This window comes from Mycoplasma procyoni, assembly GCF_017052595.1.
GTDB classification, from domain to species: domain Bacteria; phylum Bacillota_I; class Bacilli_A; order Mycoplasmatales; family Metamycoplasmataceae; genus Mesomycoplasma_A; species Mesomycoplasma_A procyoni.
Genome location: NZ_JAFIDB010000003.1, coordinates 93,624 through 112,459 on the forward strand (window position 1 = coordinate 93,624; position 18,836 = coordinate 112,459).

At 26.4% G+C, this 18,836-nt stretch carries 14 protein-coding genes; 7 read left to right on the forward strand and 7 right to left on the reverse strand.

Translation table 4 applies throughout. The features are described 5' to 3' along the window. The first annotated feature begins 7 nt into the window (after positions 1-7). The 4 genes from JV122_RS01835 to JV122_RS01850 are packed head-to-tail and all read left to right on the forward strand — an operon-like array spanning position 8 to position 3,392. Positions 8-967, forward strand: a complete 960-nt coding sequence (locus tag JV122_RS01835; protein ID WP_205842809.1) for an ABC-three component system protein — start codon at positions 8-10, stop codon at positions 965-967. Continuing rightward, positions 967-1,200: an ABC-three component system middle component 6 gene (locus tag JV122_RS01840; protein WP_205842810.1), complete on the forward strand. Its 234-nt coding sequence runs from the start codon at positions 967-969 to the stop codon at positions 1,198-1,200. The genes JV122_RS01835 and JV122_RS01840 overlap by 1 nt, the downstream gene beginning before the upstream one ends. Next, positions 1,191-2,909, forward strand: a complete 1,719-nt coding sequence (locus tag JV122_RS04485) for a DUF2326 domain-containing protein (RefSeq protein ID WP_240463414.1) — start codon at positions 1,191-1,193, stop codon at positions 2,907-2,909. Before JV122_RS01840 ends, JV122_RS04485 begins: the two co-directional genes overlap by 10 nt. A 27-nt stretch (positions 2,910-2,936) precedes the next feature. Beyond that, entirely contained in the window at positions 2,937-3,392 is a 456-nt protein-coding gene (locus JV122_RS01850; RefSeq protein WP_205842811.1) for a hypothetical protein, read from the forward strand. 43 nt (positions 3,393-3,435) lie between these two features. Here JV122_RS01850 and JV122_RS01855 read toward each other — a convergent pair whose 3' ends face one another. From JV122_RS01855 to JV122_RS01880, 6 genes are all read right to left on the reverse strand, one after another. Then, entirely contained in the window at positions 3,436-5,337 is a 1,902-nt protein-coding gene (locus JV122_RS01855) for a hypothetical protein (protein ID WP_205842812.1), read from the reverse strand. A gap of 97 nt (positions 5,338-5,434) precedes the next feature. Continuing rightward, a complete protein-coding gene (locus JV122_RS01860; RefSeq protein ID WP_205842813.1) occupies positions 5,435-5,908 on the reverse strand; it encodes a hypothetical protein in 474 nt (157 codons plus the stop codon). A gap of 49 nt (positions 5,909-5,957) precedes the next feature. Beyond that, the gene (locus tag JV122_RS01865) at positions 5,958-6,467 is read right to left on the reverse strand and encodes a hypothetical protein (RefSeq protein ID WP_205842814.1); all 510 of its coding nucleotides are present in this window, start codon (positions 6,465-6,467) and stop codon (positions 5,958-5,960) included. Continuing rightward, on the reverse strand, positions 6,442-7,296 hold the full coding sequence (locus JV122_RS01870) for a nucleotidyl transferase AbiEii/AbiGii toxin family protein (RefSeq protein ID WP_205842815.1): 855 nt from the start codon (positions 7,294-7,296) through the stop codon (positions 6,442-6,444). Before JV122_RS01870 ends, JV122_RS01865 begins: the two co-directional genes overlap by 26 nt. A 127-nt stretch (positions 7,297-7,423) precedes the next feature. Next, complete coding sequence (locus JV122_RS01875) at positions 7,424-7,936, reverse strand: hypothetical protein (RefSeq protein ID WP_205842816.1); 513 nt, start codon at positions 7,934-7,936, stop codon at positions 7,424-7,426. Beyond that, positions 7,908-8,762, reverse strand: coding sequence for a hypothetical protein (locus tag JV122_RS01880; RefSeq protein ID WP_205842817.1), 855 nt, complete (start codon positions 8,760-8,762; stop codon positions 7,908-7,910). Before JV122_RS01880 ends, JV122_RS01875 begins: the two co-directional genes overlap by 29 nt. A gap of 257 nt (positions 8,763-9,019) precedes the next feature. On the opposite strand from JV122_RS01880, the gene JV122_RS01885 reads away from it, so the two are divergent. The 3 genes from JV122_RS01885 to JV122_RS01895 all read left to right on the forward strand — a co-directional run bounded on the left by JV122_RS01885 (position 9,020) and on the right by JV122_RS01895 (position 18,393). After that, a complete protein-coding gene (locus JV122_RS01885; protein WP_205842818.1) occupies positions 9,020-14,755 on the forward strand; it encodes an SGNH/GDSL hydrolase family protein in 5,736 nt (1,911 codons plus the stop codon). Between the two features lie 161 nt (positions 14,756-14,916). Then, complete coding sequence (locus tag JV122_RS01890) at positions 14,917-17,103, forward strand: 5'-nucleotidase C-terminal domain-containing protein (protein ID WP_205842819.1); 2,187 nt, start codon at positions 14,917-14,919, stop codon at positions 17,101-17,103. 705 nt (positions 17,104-17,808) lie between these two features. Beyond that, entirely contained in the window at positions 17,809-18,393 is a 585-nt protein-coding gene (locus JV122_RS01895) for a type II toxin-antitoxin system antitoxin SocA domain-containing protein (protein WP_205842820.1), read from the forward strand. A gap of 244 nt (positions 18,394-18,637) precedes the next feature. Here JV122_RS01895 and JV122_RS01900 read toward each other — a convergent pair. Next, positions 18,638-18,836, reverse strand: a 199-nt coding sequence (locus JV122_RS01900; RefSeq protein ID WP_373422602.1) for a restriction endonuclease subunit S domain-containing protein, incomplete at its 5' end; no start/stop codon positions are given.

Consider the following 18,836-nt stretch of genomic DNA (forward strand, 5'->3'; position numbering starts at 1 on the left):
GAAATATATGGAAGAGTTATTAAAAGAACTTAATTTAAGTTTTTCAATATTAGATAGTTTAATAAAGATAAATAATCAAAATTCATTTTTTGATTTAAACAAAAGATGTGAAAATCTCTTTAGAGATATTCTTAATCAAATTTTTGATTGAAAATTAATAAATGCAAACGAAATAACAAAAAATAACTCCTCTTTTGATTTGATAGATGACCAAAATAAAATATTAATTCAAGTTTCTTCTAAAATAAAGACTGATAAAATAAAAAACTCTCTTGAAAAAAGTATATTAAAGAATTATCAAGGATATAAATTTATATTCCTATTTTTAACAAGCGATTCAAACAAAATTAAAAAGGATTTTAGCAATGAAGTTCCAGAAGGAATAATTTTTGATTCAAAAAATATTTGAAACTTTGCTACTTTAATTGAAAAGCTATTATCTCTCAAAGAAACAAAAATAGAGACAATTCAAAAAGTTTGTTTCTTATTAGAATGAGAAATAACCATCCTAGAACCTTTACAAAAAAAGTCTATTTTAGCTCAATTAATTTTTTCTCTTTCTTCTGGAAAAATCAATGATCCAGAGCCTTTTGATTTAAAGAAATTTAAAATTGAACAAAAAATTGATTTCAATCAACTTCAAAAATACAAAGACCAAATTAAAGAATTTTCTGTATATTTTAAAACAATAGAAAACTTATATTCAAAAAAAGACAAAGAAAAACCAGGTTCACAAATTGCAGCAATTTCTAAAATAGTAAATTCGTATAGAGTGTATTCAAATCAAAACCTCAGCTCTGATGAGGTCTATTCAAAAATATTTGAAAAATTAAAAAATTACCTTTTAAACAAAAAAGAAATTTCTTTTATTGATGATGAAATGTTTGAATTTTGTTTAAGAGCAATAATAACCCACTCCTTTATAAAGTGCAACATCTTTAAAAAACCAGAAGAGGAGGTTAAATAATGCTTTTACCAGATGGAATTAAAGGAAAAGACACAATTTATTACCAATCCTCTAAAATAATAGAGGAATTATTAAAAATAGATTATGAAATCAAGTGGATTGATTTATATATTGATACAGCAATAAAAGAAAATATGTCTTTTAACTTTTATTGCTTATGCCTTAATTGACTTTATTTAATGTCAATTATAGACATAGACTTCAAGAAAGGAGTGATCAAAAAATGTTTTTAAAAAGTCTAAAGATTTTTTCTCATAACAATTTGATAAGAGAAATCAATTTTAAAATTGGTCTTAATTTAATAGTAGACAATGTTGACTCTTCTAAAAAAACAGAAACAGGAAACAATGTTGGTAAAACAACTGTTTTAAAATTAATTGATTTTTGTTTAGGAGCTAAACAAAACATCTTTTTTAAATCAAATGAATCAAAAGAAGAAGATAAAGTTATGAAAAACATTTTCTTTGAAAAAGAGTTTTTAATTGAATTGCTTTTAGCTAAAGATTTTAATTCTCAAAGCGATCAAATATTAATTAGAAGAAACTTTTCTTCTAAAAATAAAGTTTTATCTATTAATGATATTAACTTTGAAAAAGAAGAAGATTTTATTAATCAATTAAACTTTTTAATTTTTGATAATCAAGATAAATTTAAACCTTCTTTTAGACAAATAATTTCTCACAACATCAGATATGAAGATTATAGAATTAATAATGCTCTTCTAACTCTTCCTTATGGTACAAAAGCATTAGATTATGAAATACTATATCTTTATCTTTTAGGTTTTAAACCACAAGATCTAGAACTAAAAATTAAAATTCAAAATGAAACGGAAAAAGAAAAAGCTTATCTTCAAAAACTCCAAAAAGAAAATAAAGATAAAAATGAACTAAAAGTTATTTTAGATGATCTTAATAACTCGCTTGAAGCTCTTAATTCTAAAAAGGATTTTTTAAAAATTGATCGTGATATTGAACTAGATTTAAATGAATTATTAAAAATCAGAAAAGAAATAAATGATTTAACAATTGATATTATGTCTTTAGATATCAAGAAAAATACAATTGAGGAATCACTTCTTGAACTTAAAGGCGATCATCAGAGTTTTGATTATCAAACTCTTGAGTATGTTTATAAACAAACAAAACAATTTGTTCCTCAATTACAAAAAACATTTCAAGATTTAATTAGTTTTAACAATAATATGCTTGAAAACAAAATTGATTTTATTTCAAGTGATTTACCTAATATCAAAAACAAAATAGCAAAGAAACAAAATCAGCTTTCTGAACTATACAAACAAGAACAAATGCAAAAATTAAGATTAGGTGAAGAAGAATATGTTGATGCACTTCAAGAAATATTGGAAGAAATAACAAAACTAAATGAATCTAGAACTAAATATTCTACTCTTTTAGAACTAATCACTAACTCAGAACAAAAGATTGAAGAATATAAAAAGCAAATGCAACAATTTAATTATATTTATCAAGAAGAATTTGAAAATGAATTGCAATTAAAAATCAATAAATTAAATAGTCACTTTTCTTATGTTTCTTCAATGCTATATGGAGAAAAATACGGTTTAACATACAAAAAGAAAAACAATACAAAAACAGATCTTTTAAACTATGTTTTCTATACTTTCCAACACATTTCAAGCAGTGGTAAAAAACAAGGCGAAATCCTTTCTTTTGATCTTGCATACATTCTATTTGCAAAAGAACAAAAAATCAATCATTTAAACTTCATTTTAAATGATAAAAAAGAACTAATGCACTCTAATCAATTGCACTCATTAGCAATAAATGATTATTTAAATAATAATCAAATTCAGTTAGTATTTTCAATCCTAAAAGATAAATTACCAGAAGAAATCAAAGAAAACCCAGAAAATATAGTTTTAGAACTATCTCAAAAAGATAAACTATTGAGATTTTAATAACTAAAAGATTACTAAAGGAATAGAATGACAAAAGAAAACAGAGAAAGAATGAGAGCTTTCTTGTGAAGAGAAAGAATTAAACCATATTCAATCGATAAAGAAGATGGCTTTCTTTTTTATCAAAATGAATACAAGAAATACTACATTACTAATAAATCTAAACTTCAAAAACTCAAAACAATCCACAAGGATTGATATTATAAAGTTGAACCTCATAATGTAATCTATGTTCCTAATATTACAACATATGATAATTTAGATATTTATGATAAAAAATATATTTTCTATTATATGCTTAAAGAAATGGATAAACTAGTTGATTTTGTTTTTGATCCTTCCGATCTTGAGTTTGTTGTCTTCGATGACTTCTTTAAAGAAGAAGATGTTGAAGTTCTCAAAAAGAGATTCAATGATGATTCTCTAAATTTTGAAGATTTCAAGAAGTGATATAATCACTTAATGATTCCATTTAGACGCTAAAGAAAATAAAATTAACTCCTTGTTTTGGGAGTTAATTTTGATTCTATTTTGTTGTAAAGGTTTTATTTTTAAGACTGTATTCTTGAGGGTTTTGGTATGGATTAGAGTTAATTTCTTTAATGGAGTTAATTGTGTATTGTGTTTTTGATTTAAGGTTTAATAACTCAAGTCCTAAATCACCATTAATTGCATACGCTTTAGTTTTAAATGTTTCTTGTCCTGATTGAATCTCAATTTCATATTGAGCTATTTCTTTAGCAGCCAAAGAATTTAGAGAAATAGTTGTTTTCAGAGAGTGTTCTGTAATTGAATCACCTTCAAAAACAGCGTTTTGAAGTTCTGTAATTGATGTTTTAGGACTTTGGAGAATTCCTTGTCCTTGTTGTTTGTTTACAAGGCTTATTTCATCTTTTTTAGCACCTTGAACTAGCACTGCTTTAGCTAATACATAATAACTATTTGGATTTATAGATAAATCATTGAATGATTTGCTAAATGATTTGGCAAATTGTTTTGATCCATCTTGGTTATCTGTTGTATCTGTGAAGGCAATTTCTTTTTGCTCAAATACACCATTTGTAATTTGGTAGTAGAAGATTTTAAGTTCATCAGAGTCTGCTTTAGTAATATCAGAATTTAGTTCAAATGTGATTGTTTGATCTTTGATATCAAAAGTTATTTTTCTGTTTGTGTCGCTATTGATTGTATCTAAAGATTTTTCAAAAGTAATTTCTAATTTGCTGTTTGATGATTTAAATGAAGGTTTTTTGTTTGTTAAGCTTGCTAAATCTAAATCAGAACTAAAACTAAATTTAAGCATTGTTTTTTCATTTTCAAATAAGTTTGTTGAAGTAGATTCTTTATCACCAATTACCATTTTAAGGTCAGAGATGTTTTTTGAACCAAATTCATTGTTTTCAAAAATAACAACAATGTTTTTGGAGTCTTCGATTCTGTAATCAATTGCTTTATTAACTAATTTATCAGCTTTAATTTCTTTAATTGAGCTATTTATTTCATTTGTTTCTAAAACAGGAATTAAAATTCCGTTTTGATCTAAAGAAACACTTTGTAGTGTTCAATCTTTTGTTTTATCAATGCTTGAAATTGAGAATTTAACATTGTTATTCTCAATTTCTGAATTAAACATTTTGATATTATTGTTTTTATCACCAAAAATCATTTTTAATTTGCTTACATCTAAATCTTCAAAGTTGTTTTTATCTAAAATAATTACATTGTTTTCAATTTTTCCAATGTTTTTGTTTGAGAAAACAACAGGATTTTGATCAAAGTATTCTTTGTTAATTAAGAATGTATTTGCATTTGTTTTAATGGCTTGTAAGCTATATGTTCCTTTTGCAAATGTTTTGATATTTTCTTCTGAAATAACTAATTTGTTGTTTTGAACTTTAGCTGCAATAGTTGTTTCTTGTTTTTGTTGATTTAAGAAGACTAAACTAAAGCTTTCTTGTTTAAATATTGGATCGATACTTAATTCAAAAGTGTTGTTTTGAGAATTTTTAAATTCATAAAGTGGTCAATTAAACTCAAGTTTATCTGAAGTTGCTTTTAGTGAAGAATCGAGGTTGATTGTGTATTTTGAATTTTTGAATTTTGATTCATTTGCCAAAGCATTAATAAAGTATTTTTCGTCTTCTTTAGAAATAGTAGCATCGATGCTAAATTGCTCATTAGAAGCATTTTTAAAGCTTAATTGAGTAGTTTTAAGATTGCTTTTTGCAATTTGGATTTTAAATGCTCATTCATTTTCGTTTTTAGAAACAGAAAATGATGACTTTTGTGTTTGCGGTAATAGAACTGAATCGTTGTTTGAATTTCTGTTTTTTACTACAGCATAAGTTATTGCGACTGTAGCTCCAATTGCTACAGGAATCATGAATATTCCTGTATATTTGAGTATATTTTTGTATTTTTCTGACATTATTAACTCCTTAATTAAATATAATAATTTTACAACTTTTTCATTAAAAAACAAAATCGCCAGTTTTCTGGCGATGTTTACTTTGATAAACAAATTATTATTCATTTATTCAGCAGGCTCAATCGGCTAAATTATCAGCGTTAAATTCAGGGGCAAAATCTTTAAATCTTTTTTGAAAAATTCTTCACTTTCTTTCTCAATCAGGTCCGGAATTATAATCTTCAATAAAGAAATAGCTGTTTCTTCAATCAAAATCACTTTGATTTTTATTAAGAGCATAAAATCTTAATAAATAAGCGTGAATGTATATTTTATCAATGATATCAAGTCTTTTGAGATTCTTTTTTAAATTAGGCACGAAGATGATGTCTTCAGAGTAATTTCATTGATCTACAAGTCTATGATTTTTTTCATTGTTAGTGATGTAAATAGCTCTATTTTCTGCTCTATTATGTGCAAAGTATAAAATATCTGTATCACCCAGTTTAACATGAATGTTTTTTCTTTTAGTTACTTTTTTATAGTTTGGTTTATAGTTTCTTTGTTTATAAATTATTGGCTCTATTTTCATATATCACTCCTTAAAATCCTTTATTTTTGTTTTAATTAAAAATAAATTTTTATCAAACTGAGTGATTATCGGGTGCGTCTCAATCTTCGCCTGAAATTCAAGAAATTCATTCTAAAACATTTTGTTTTGTAAATTCAGGTGCAAAAGCTTTGTATCTTTTTTTGAGAATTCTTAGTCTTCTTGGTCAATCTGGACTTGAGTTTTGCTCAAAAATGAAGCAAAGACTTTCATATCAATCAAAATTGCTTTGATTTTTAGTAAAAGCATAAAATTTTAGTAAATATGCATGTATGTAAGTTTTATCAATAATATCTAATCTCTTTAAATTTTCTTTTAATCCAGGAACAAAAATAATATCTTCTGAATAATTTCACTGATTTACAAGTCTGTGTTTATTTGGGTTGTTTGTAATGTAAATAACTCTATTTTCATCTTCATTAGGAACAAAATATAAAATATCTTTTTCTCCTAATTTGACATGAATATTTCTTCTTGGCGTTACGTTTTCATAGTTTGGTCTATAGTTTCTTTGTTTATAAATTATTGGTTCTATTTTCATTTCTTTCTTCCCTTTCCAGTATGTCTCGTAGATTTTCGAAGTTATATAATAAATAGGTTATGAAATTAAAGTGTTCTAGTTTTCAGTTTTGATTATTTATGAAAAGTTCTATTTTTTTATTGTTTACATTTTTTGTAAAATAGTTTGTTAAATATTTAATATATTCAAATAAAGAAATGCCGAATATTTCAGGTTTATACATCAATTTTATGTTTCTTATTAATTCATTTACTTCAAAGTCATAATATTTAAACAATCAGCAAATTTCTGTTATATTTTTATATTCGTCTTTAGAAATAAAATTGTCTAAATTATTTTTTTGACTTAGAAAATGCTCATTCTCCTTGTTAATTTTTCTCATTGCAACAATTTTATTTGCAATGTATTTTTCTATATTGTAAGTTTGAATATTGATTTTTTTATTATCAAAATTAAATTCTTCCAATTCAATGTTAAAGTTTTGATTCTCTATAACAATATCAACACTTAAGTTTGAGACATTATTTTCTTCATCATTTATATGTTTTATTTTAAACTGAATTCTTCCACTTGTATTTAAAAGTCTTTCATCTAATTTAATTACAATATCTTTTTCTTCTTGAAAGATCTCTTTTAATGTTTTTTTAATTTTTTCTGAAGTTCCTTTTAAACTTATTATATTTAAGTCCAAATCCTTTGGAAGTTTATAATATATCAATCTTCTATTTAGAGATTTAATAAATATAGATTCAGACCCTTCCAAAACGAAGTTTTCATTATATTCTGAACTGAAAATCTTGTAAACTACAAAATCAAGAAATTTGTGTTTTCTAACTTGTTTTTTATCCATTTTTATCTCCTTTTATCATTTATCATACATTATTATTTTACCAAAACTAAGCTTATAAAATACAAAAATCGACTTTATAAAGATAAAAAAGTTTAAAAATAGCGTTTTTGAAATAATTTAGAAAATTCTATCAAACAGAGTGATTATTAGGTGCTTTTCAATCATATCCCGAAATTCAAGAAATTCACTCTAAAACATTTTGTTTTGTAAATTCAGGTGCAAAATCCTTGTATCTTTTTTTAAGAATTCTCAGTATTCTTGGTCAATCTGGGCTTGAGTTTTGCTCAAAAATGAAGCAAATGCTTTCATATCAATCAAACGCACTTTGGTTATCATTAAAAGCATAAAATCTTAATAAATAAGCATGGATATAAGTTTTATCAATAATATCTAATCTCTTTAGATTTTCTTTTAGTCCAGGAACAAAAATAATATCTTCAGGGTAATTTCATTGATCTACAAGTCTGTGTTTATTTGGGTTGTTTGTAATATAAATAACCCTGTCTTCGTCTTCGTTAGGCACAAAATATAAAATATCTTTTTCTCCTAATTTGACATGAATGTTTTTTCTTGGCGTTACATTTTCGTAATTAGGTTTATAGTTTCTTTGTTTATAAATTATCGGTTCTATTTTCATCATTTACCTCTCTTTTAAGTAATCTAACTAGATTATCAAAGTTAGAACGTAAATAAGCCATAAAATCAAAATACTCTAGGCTTCATTTTTTATAATGTATAAAAGCAATTATGTCATCATTAGTTATGCTGTTTCTGAAATATTTAGCTAAATATTCTATGTATTCCAGTAAAGAAACATTAAATATTTTTGGATCATACATTAATTTTAGATTTCTTAATATCTCTTTTAGTTCGGAACTGTAATTATTAAATAGTCAGCAAATTTCTGTTATGTTTTGAAATTCATTTTTTGAAATAAATTTATTTAAATCAATTTTTCCACTTAAATAATTTCGATTTTTGTTATGAACTTTTCTCAAGCTAATAATTTTGTTTGCAATGTACTTTTCAATATTATATGTTTGAATATTGATTTTGTGTTCATTAAAATTAAATTCTTCTCATTCTATAGTAAAATTTTGGTTTTCTAAAACGACGTCTACACCTAAATTTGAAACGCTATCCCCTTCGTTATTTATCTGTTTTATTTTAAAACGAATTCTTTCTCTTTCCTCATAGAGTTTTTGATCTAATTTAATTTCAATATCTTTTTCTTCCTGAAAAATCCCTTTTAATGTTTTTTCAATTTTTTCCGCAGTTCCCTTTAAACTAATTATATTTAAGTCCAAATCCTTCGGCAATTTATAATATATTAACCTTCTATTTAAAGACTTAATAAATATCCCTTCAGAACCTTCTAAAACGAAGTTTTCATTATATTCCGAACTGAAAATCTTGTAAACTACAAAATCAAGAAATTCGTGTTTTCTAACTTGTTTTTTATCCATTTTCATCTCCTTTTATCATTTATCATACATTATTATTTTACCAAAACTAACCTTATAAAATACAAAAATCGACTTTATAAAGATAAAAAAGCTTGAAAATAGCGTTTTTGAAATATTTTTGATAATAAACTCCAAAACTATTTCAAAATCCCTTTGAAAAAACAAAAAAATTTCTTTGTTAATCAAAAAATGTGTATAATAAGTCAAACATTTTTAATAAGTATATACAGAAGTGTGTGCTTAAGTAAGGAGATACAATGAAAAAGACTAACAGAGCAAAATTGCTCCTACTTTCATTATTAGGTAGCTTACCTATTGCAACATTTGTTGCGTGTAACCAACCAGGAAATGAAACTAAAAACCCAGATTTAGTTTCACAACCTGAAAAACAACAAACACCACCCGAAGATACAACAAAACCAAAAGAGGATGTTTTAGAACCACAAACACCACCAGAAACAAAAGAAGATCAAAACCCTGCTCACGATTCTCAAACAGAAAATAAACAAGATCAAAACACAAACAACACTCAAACAAGAGAACTAAAGCAAAAATCAAGCAACTTTATCGCTCTAGATCAACACATTAACTATGTTGCTTTAGGTGATTCAATTAGTGCTGGTTTTGATGGTACTTTAGATCAAGATTACCAAGGACAAAAAGATCAAAACGGAATTGATGGTCTTTCTTTTCCTTCTTTTCTTGCAAGAATTCTAGATCAAAATAACAGAGTAGATAACTTTAAAAACTATGCTGTTTCTGGTGCTACTATATTAGACTTTAACCTTTTATTAGGTTTCTTAGATGAACAAGAAGTTCAAAAAGAAAAAAGACACTTAGAAACATTCTTTGGAACTAATTTCAAAGAAGTTGCAAACGAGATCAAACAAAGACTAAAAGAAGCAAATTTAGTAACTGTAACTTTAGGAGCTAATGACTTTTTCCACACAGTCTTTGAGTCTCTAAAAGAGCTAAAAGTTTCTTCTTTATTAGAAGCTTTCAAAAATCCTAAAAGTGCTGCGTCACTGGAAGTTTCGGAAGCTTTTAGTAAGATTTTAGTTACAGCTCAACAAAGAATCAATGAGAGAATTAAGTTATTTATTACAAATCTTAAAAAGCTTGCTCCAAAGGCAAATATAAACTTTATTTCTTATCCAATGCCTTTATTAAAAGTTAGAGATTTAATCGATCAACTAGTTCCTCAATATCTTAATTTACCTTTTGTAGCTCAAACAAAATTCAGTGATTTTGTTTTATCTACAATTAATAATGCAATCAAAAATCAAACTCAAGGACTTGATGTAAATTACATTCAAGCCTTTAATGAGCCTTATTGAATTTCACACAAAAAAGAGCTGATTTCACTGTTTTTAGATATTCACCCAAACACAAGTGCTTATAAAAAGATGGCAATGGATATTTATTTAAAATTAACAAATAAATATGCTGATTTTGATGATTCATACAACAAATATGACTTTGATCAAAATTATGCAACCACAGATGTAAACAACTATAAATACCAAATTGAAGTTTCAAACATTGAAGCTGTTTTAGGTGACTCAACTCAAAGTTATTTAGATAACAAAAGTGCCTTCGAAACTCAAAAAGACCAAATCAGAACCAAAGATAACTATGGTAAAAGAATTATTGGTCTTACAAACATGAACGAAGGAATTGTTGATAATGTAATTAATGGAATTTTCTCTAATGAATTTCTGGAAGTAATTGATCCTTCTGGAAAACTTAAAGCATTATTACAACACAATAATTCTGAATTTGTAAAGAGACTACAGTTTAATTTAGTTAAATCAGATTTAGTTTATAGAACTTATTCTAATTTAGAAGTTTTATTAAGCGAGCTTGAGCAAAATAACGAGCTAACTTTTGAAAATATCTACAAAAAACTAAAAGAAGAATTAGTTACAAAACAAACTATTGTTTCTGTATTAAACATTTTATCTAAAACAATCAAAGATGTTTTAGAACAAGAAACAACACCAGAATCAAAAGCGCAACTAGTTGCTCAAATCAAAGATACTTTTAGCTCACTTGCAAAAACTTTAGTTTCAAACTACAAAGATAAAATTAAAGAATATGTTGAGTCTAAAGTAAATAATTTAGATAATGAAATTATTAATAGTATTAATATTTCTCAAATTATAGATAATTTAGTCGCTGATCAAAACGCCGATTTTATCATTAATTTAGTTACTAAAAGTTATGTAGAAAACATTGATTCACTACAAAACATAAGTTCACTTGAGGATTTTGTGTTTAGATTTATTAAGGTTGCTCTAAAAGAAATTAATGAGCATTCAGAAACCAAAAATACCCTAAAATCCTTTATAAAAGAAACAATTAAGCAAAATGCAAACACCATTTCTTTATTAGTTTTATCTAAATCAAAAGAACTTCAGATCCCTTTATCTTCACAAGAAGATAGCGAACTACTTAAAAGAGTTGTTTCTAAAGCAACAATTGCTTTAGTGGACTCTAAAGACTTTGATCAAGAATTTGATTCAATTATTAATACTTTAGCTCAAAATAAAGACAGAATTAATTCTCTAAATGATCTATTAGCCATTTTAAAAGAATCCATTTTAGGCAATTTAACAAACAATCAAAATAGTGATTTATTAGAATCTATTATTTCAAAAGCTTTTTCAAAACTTCCTTTATTTAAAACAATAATTGAAGCAATTGGACAAGAAGATCTTTCTGCTTTAGTTGATAAAACATTAGCATTATTTGATGCAAATCTTTCTTCAATTTCTGTTGATAATTCAGCAATTTTAAAATATTTAAACTTAATTTCTAAAGCAATTAAAACAACTTTAGACAACTCAACACAAGAGCAAAAAACAGAAATCAAAGAAGCCTTTAGCTCTTTAGTTATTCCCTTTATAGAGAAATTTAAAACAAAAATTTCACAATTTGCATCAACTAAAATCCAAAGTTTAAATATTGAAATTCTAAAACAAATTAATACAACACAACTGATCAATAATCTTTTAGAACAACAAAATACACAAACAGCACTTTCTTTAGTTTCAGCAAGCTATTTTGATAACATTGATGATTATCAAAATCAAACTTCTCTAGAACAATTTGCTACTAACTTAATTAAAAACGCAATCAAAACTATTAATAAACAAGAAAATAGTGAACTAAAAGCAAAACTTATTAATCTTGTTAAACAATCAATCAAACAAAATATTTCTGTTTTAGCTGATTTTGCCAAAACAAAGCTTGCTGAAGTTCAAATTTCTTTTGAAACAGAACAACAAAGTTCTGCATTTAATAATGTTTTAAGTTCAATTATCAATACAGTCCTTGATTCTCGAGAGTTTTCAGAATCATTTAACAATGTTTTAGCACAACTTGAAAACAAAAAAGATTCTTATGAAAACTTCGAGCAATTATTAGTAGCTCTAAAAACTTCTTTTGTAGCTGCAATATCAGATAAATTAGCTTCTGAAAATGTCGAAAATACAGAAATAATCGCTATTTTTGTTTCAAAAGCCTTTTCAAATCTTCCTTTATTAAACACAATTATTAACTCAATCAATCAAGAAGATCTTAATGTAGTAATTGATAAATTATTAGCCTTTAGTAACTCACAAAATACACAACAACTACTTTCAAATGATTTATTAATTAAGGGTCTAAACATAGTTACAAAAGGAATTAAAATTGCTTTTGAAAACAAAACAGAAGAGCAAAAAACTGCTCTAAAACAAAGCTTTAAAGAAATTTTAAATACTTTTGTTTCAAGATACAAAGAGAGAATTTCTAATTTTGCAATTAATAAACTTAATAGCCTTGCAATTGAAGATATTAATTTTGCAACTGTTTTAGAAAAATTCTTAAAACAAGAAAATAGCGAATTATTTATCGATTTATTTAGTGATATTGTCTTTGAACAAATTGATCAATTCCAAAATCTTAATACAATTGAAGAATTTGGAATCAGATTCTTTAAAGAAGCAATTAAGAATTTAAAGAATGAATCAAACCAACGAACAAAAGACAAAATCAAAGCAATCTTAAAAGAAATTATTACAGAAAACACACAAGCAATTGCAAATGCATTAATTAAACAATTAGCAAAATATGGCTTTAATTTTAGTGCTACAGAAGACAAACAATTAATCAAAAACGTGCTTGACAGAGTGATTTCAGTAATTTCAGACTCAAATGATTTCTCAAGTGAATTTGATGCAATAATTAATCATATTGCAACAAATTCTCAATCACTAAATTCCTTTAGTGATCTTCTAAATCTGCTTAAGTCTTATTTCTTAGGCAACTCAAATTCAGATCAACAAAGTGAGATTATCAAGGCTGTTGTTTCTAAAATGTTTAACAAACTTCCTTTAGCACAAAGAGTAATTGATGCTGTGGGAGTTGCAGATTTAAATACTTTAGCAACTAAATTTTTAGCTCAAAGCAACAACTCTTCTTTAAGTCTTTCAGCTGATTTATTATTAAGTCTTATTAACGCAGCCTCAAAAGATCTTAAAGATGCCTTAAATAATGCTCAAAATGATGATCAAAAAACAAAAATCAAAGACGCGTTCAAATCAATCGCAAGAACTCTTACAATTAATCTAAAAGAAAAATTAGCACAAGTTGCTAGAAATAAAATTAGTGAACTCAATAATCCTTTATTAAGTCAGCTTGATTTTTCTAAAATTATTGAAAAGTTATTAGCTCAAGAAAACTCTTCAATTTTTATTGATCTAATCACTAAACTTTATATTGATAACATCAATAATCTTCAAAATGCTACTTCTTTAGAAGACTTTATTACAAAGATTTCTAAATACTTAATTAAAGAGCTAAATTCACAAAATCAACAAACTCTTAAAACTCAAATTAAAAACTTACTAGTTTCCGTTTTTAAAGAAAATACGCAGGTTTTAGCAAACTTTGCAGTTGCAAAACTGAACCAAAGTGGTCTTAAATTCAACCAAGAAACAGACAAAGAAATCTTTAAAAGAGTCTTTGATTCTGTCTTAGGAGTTGTTTTAGAAGGTGATGATTTTAATACAGCATTCAATGAAACACTCAAAGAAATGGAAAAACAAGAAAATAGTTACACAAACTTCTCTACAATGTTTGATGCTCTTAAAAAATCATTAACTAAAGGGTTATTATTTAATTTATTAAATCAAAAACCAAACCCTCAAGACAAACTAGAAGTTCTATTTTCAAAAGCTTTTGGAAAATTACCATTATTCAAAAGAATTATTGACTCACTCAATCCAAATGATTATGTAAAATTAATTAACAGATTCTTCGAAGCATCTGATATAGACCAAAAAACAGGGATTTATGCAGCTTTAAAGACTTCTAACCAAGAAAGCGGAGTTCTTTTTGGAAACGTTCACTATAGCAAAGACGTTAATGCAATTAGTCTTGCTAACAAGCTTGGAGAAGTGATTTCTTATCTATATACTCCCATTTATAAAGACTTTGCAAATAAAGTAAAATCAGGAGAAATAAATAATTCAACAATCTATAAAGATACTGAAACTTACAAAGCAGGATATAGACTATTTACACTGATTCATTGATTAATTAGACATCAAAAAGAAATAACACAAACACTTTATTGATCATCGACAACAGGATTTGCTGGGTATGATGTTGTAGCGATAATAAACCGAGGAATTAATAAAGCAATTCAAGACGGTGCAATTAGTAGTGCAGATAAAAGTAATTCTAACTTCAATGACACAACAAAAGGAAAAATTGGAATTAATAGAAACTGAAATTTCAATGTTGAATACTTTGGAGGAGAAGATAGAAGAGGTTTCTTTGGATGGGGAGGAGTTAGCGAAAGTAATTTCAAAAACGACAACACAATTTTCTATCTTTATGATTTATCTCAATTGGATACAAAAGACAAATTCCAAAAAACCAAAACAAGACAACAAGTTCTTTTTGAGTCTTTTGTAAATGGTTACATGGGAGACAAAAAATAAGCAATTTTCAGCCTTTGGCTGATTTTTGTTTTTTCTAAAAAAAAGTCAAAAAAGGTCTTATTTTTGAACTTTTATTAATTAATTAGTCCTTTTTTAGTGATTTTTCTTAAAAAAATAAGAACAACATATTATAATTAAAATACACACTTAAAGGAGTATTTATGAAGAAAACATTTAAAAAGAACTTATTAAAATTTAGTCCCTTATTAACACTAAGCACAATTGTTCCTGTTGCTGCTGTTTTAACAAGTTGCAACTCAAAACAACAAGAAACAAAAGACCCAATAAAACAAGAAAAAAGTTTTGAAGAAAAATTAAAAGAATTAAAAAATAAACAAACAGAAGGTGCAAGAGTTCAATACAAGGAAACTTACAAGCAATACAACCAAAAATTAGATGACTTTGCTAAAAAATACAAAGAATTAGCAACTAAATTATCTTCTGCAAAAACAGATGAAGAGAAAAAAGCAGCTAGAGAATCAATAGAAAAGCTTAATTTTGAAGCTAAATTTAGTTTAAGACCTTTATTAGCTAAATCAAATTATTTATTTAAACAACTAAAAGAATTAGAAAAAGATTCAGATATCAAAACAATTAAAATCTTCCACACAAACGACGAACACGGAAGACTTAAATATGATGCTTACAAATACAATAACTATTCAGGAATGGATAGAACAAGTCAATACATTAGAGATAAAAACTACGATTTATTAATTTCAGCAGGAGATATGATTCAAGGTCTTCCTTTATCAGATTCAGATAAAGGAGATACAATCACTCAAATTGCTAAATATACAGGTTATGACTCAATTACAGTTGGTAACCACGAATTTGATTATGGTCTAAAACACGTTTTAGATCTAGACACAAAACTTCAAAAAGAAGAATTCGGAAGAACATTACCATTTATTTCAGCAAATATTTTCTATAAAGACTATAAAGATCAAACAGACAAACCAGAAGGTTATGATCAAGCAAAAGTAGGTAAAAGAGTATTTAAACCTTACATTATTAAAGAACTAGAAAACGGAATTAAAGTTGCTATTATGGGAATTACAACTCCTGATACAGCTTATACATCGCACCCAAAAAACTCAAAACTAGTTGAATTTAAACAACCTGTAGAATCAGCGAAAGAAACTATTGCTGAAATCAAAAAAGACCACCCAGAAGTTAACTTTATCATCGCATCAACTCACCTCGGAACAGGAAGAAGTCAAGTTGAGTGAACTTCAGAATATCTAGCTGAAAAAGTTCCTGAAATTGATTTAATTTTAGATGGACACAGCCACACTTATGTTCAAATTAAAAAACCAGCTGAAAATGCAGCTCCTGATACATATGTAACTCAAACAGAAGCTTACACAAAATATTTAGGAGATATTGAAATTGAATTTGACTCTAAAACAGGAAAAATCAAAGAAGTACACCAACAATTAAGAGATATAAACCAAATTACAGTAGCAACAAGCGATAATGCTCAACTATTAATTAAAAAACTTGAAGAAGGATTTAACAAAGAAAATCAAGTTGTTGCCTTTAGTTCTCCTGGAGTATTCAAACACACAGAAAGCCAAACAATCGGAAATACACCTTACTGAATCGGAAGAATTCAACCTACTTCTCTTGGAGTGATGGCCGCTGATTCGCTTGCTTGAGGATTTGTTAAAGAAAGTCCTTGAACAACACACCAATCAACAGAAACTTCTAAATGAGAAGCAGGAACAATTGATAATGTTATTGGATTAATGAATGGTGGAGGATTAAGGACAGATCTTAAAGAAGGAGAAGTAACAAAAGGAGATATTTTAGGAATTAGTCCATTTGGAAACAGAATTTCTGCTGTTAAACTAAAAGGTTCTACATTACTAGAAGCTCTAAAACACGGATTATCAACTAAAGCAAGATCTGGAGGATTTGCTCAACTATCTTCAAACGTTGCTTACCATGTTAATGTTGAAAAAGGAACAGATCCAAGAACAAACAAAGAAGGTTGACTATGAAAATTAGATGAATCTTCAATTAAAATCAACGACAAAGCAATTGAACTAAACAAAGATTACTACCTTGTTACAAATGATTACATTTTAGCTGGTGGTGATGATTACAAAATGCTAAATACAATTACATCTAAAGAAATTGAATTAGCTTATGAAGGTGAAGAATACATTAAAGTTCTAACAGAATTTGCAAAAGAATACACAAAAGCAGATGCAACAACAGATAAAGCATTTTCTAAAAAACTTGCAGATTATCTAAAACCTGAAACTATTGCAAAACAAAGTATCACAATTCCAGCAGAAGCTAAAGGAAAAGATATTCCAGAACCAGACAACAAAGCATAAAAATAACACAAAAAACACTTAATTCTAAGTGTTTTTTTGTTTGTGACTTAATTATAAATTATCTCTAAAAAATTTTATGCTATAATGTATTTATATTAAGCACTGTCGCTCCTGATAGCGGCTCTTGGCTATCTTTTACTTAAATGTAAATATCCGGAACAAAGGGAGTTCGCTCATAAAGGCGAACTTTTTAAATTACTTTTTAAGAATAGTAATTAACGTCTTAAAATAAGAGAAAATTATTACTTTGCATTTAATAAAAAGTGTGATAGAATTTAGTTATCGGAAAATGGTCGCTCTGGACGGCGATTCCGGATATCTTCGACTTAAATGACGAATATGCGGGACAGTGGAAACTCACATTATTGTGAGTTTTTTAAATTTTTATAATAAATACATAAGTCCCATAATAACTAATAAAGCTAAATCAGTTTTGTAAATATGATCTTGGTTTTCATTTGTTTTGCAAAATGACTTAAAGAAATTATAGCCTTATTTTTTATCCATTGATTGTTGTAATATTTCATCTCATTCTATTTAGTTTTTTACTTTTCTGGCGACTATATTTCCATCTATAATAGAATTTTTTTGCCAAAAATAGCCTCCACAGGAAAAAATTGAGAAAATTTCTGATCCTTTTCCTAAATTTTTCCATTGAAATAACCACCATATTAAAAAGTAGTATAATTTTTATGAGGAGGTAAAATGAAAAGACCAATTGATGTGTTTTATTTTATGAAGTATTTATTGTTATACTCAAAAATAAAAGATAAAAATTATAATTATTGAACTTATAAAACATGACAACAAAAAGTTTTATGATTCAGTGATTATACATTTTTAAAACAAAATAAAACTAGATTTTTTGACTCAAGCTTTTTAGCTTATTTCTTTGGTCCAATTGAATTTGATATTTTAAATTTTCAATACCTAAATGACAATAAAGTCTGATACACAACCAAAGAAAATGCATGAAACTATGTATTTTGAGACCCTCAACAAAACATGAATGTCTATTATAAGAAATCCTCAATTAAGTTAATAGAAGAATTAAAAGAGGAATTTTTAAAGGAATTCAACAATGATCAAGAAAGATGAGATCACTTTACTAAAATTGCTGATTTATGTTTTAAATTTCGCCCTTATAGTCTTACAGAAATTTCTCATAAACACCAAAGTTGAAAAAATGCAGAAAAGGAAAAAAGAGAAATAACAACTCAAGAAATGATTGATGATACTTTTGATCCTATTGAAGACTTAAAACAAACACCAAATTATGAATCGGAATAATTTAAATTAAAGTAACTTCCTTTCACATTAGCTTTCATTACAATTCTAGCAACTTCCACACAAAGAGCAGGCAACGATTCTTTATCAATATTATGAACAGCATTTTTTATCTCACTTTTATTCCTAATATTTTTAATATTAATTATTGATTTAAAAAAGAAATCAATAAATACTAAAATGCCACAAAATTAGTGGTATTTTTTAAAATTAACAAAACTTTATACTAACTCTCTTCTAAAGGATTCTAAGGCGGTTTAAAGATGATCTTTTTACAGGGAAAATGTGTGATTTTAGTAAAAAGTAAGCAAAATTTCAACTCACGCTCGCGAAGAGATATGACTGTATCGATGTGTTGCAGCATAAGTGAAATTTTGGACTGTTCTTCAGTGTTTGTCGGAATAAAAAAAGATCATTTTAGCACATCTGACTTAGACAAAGATGGT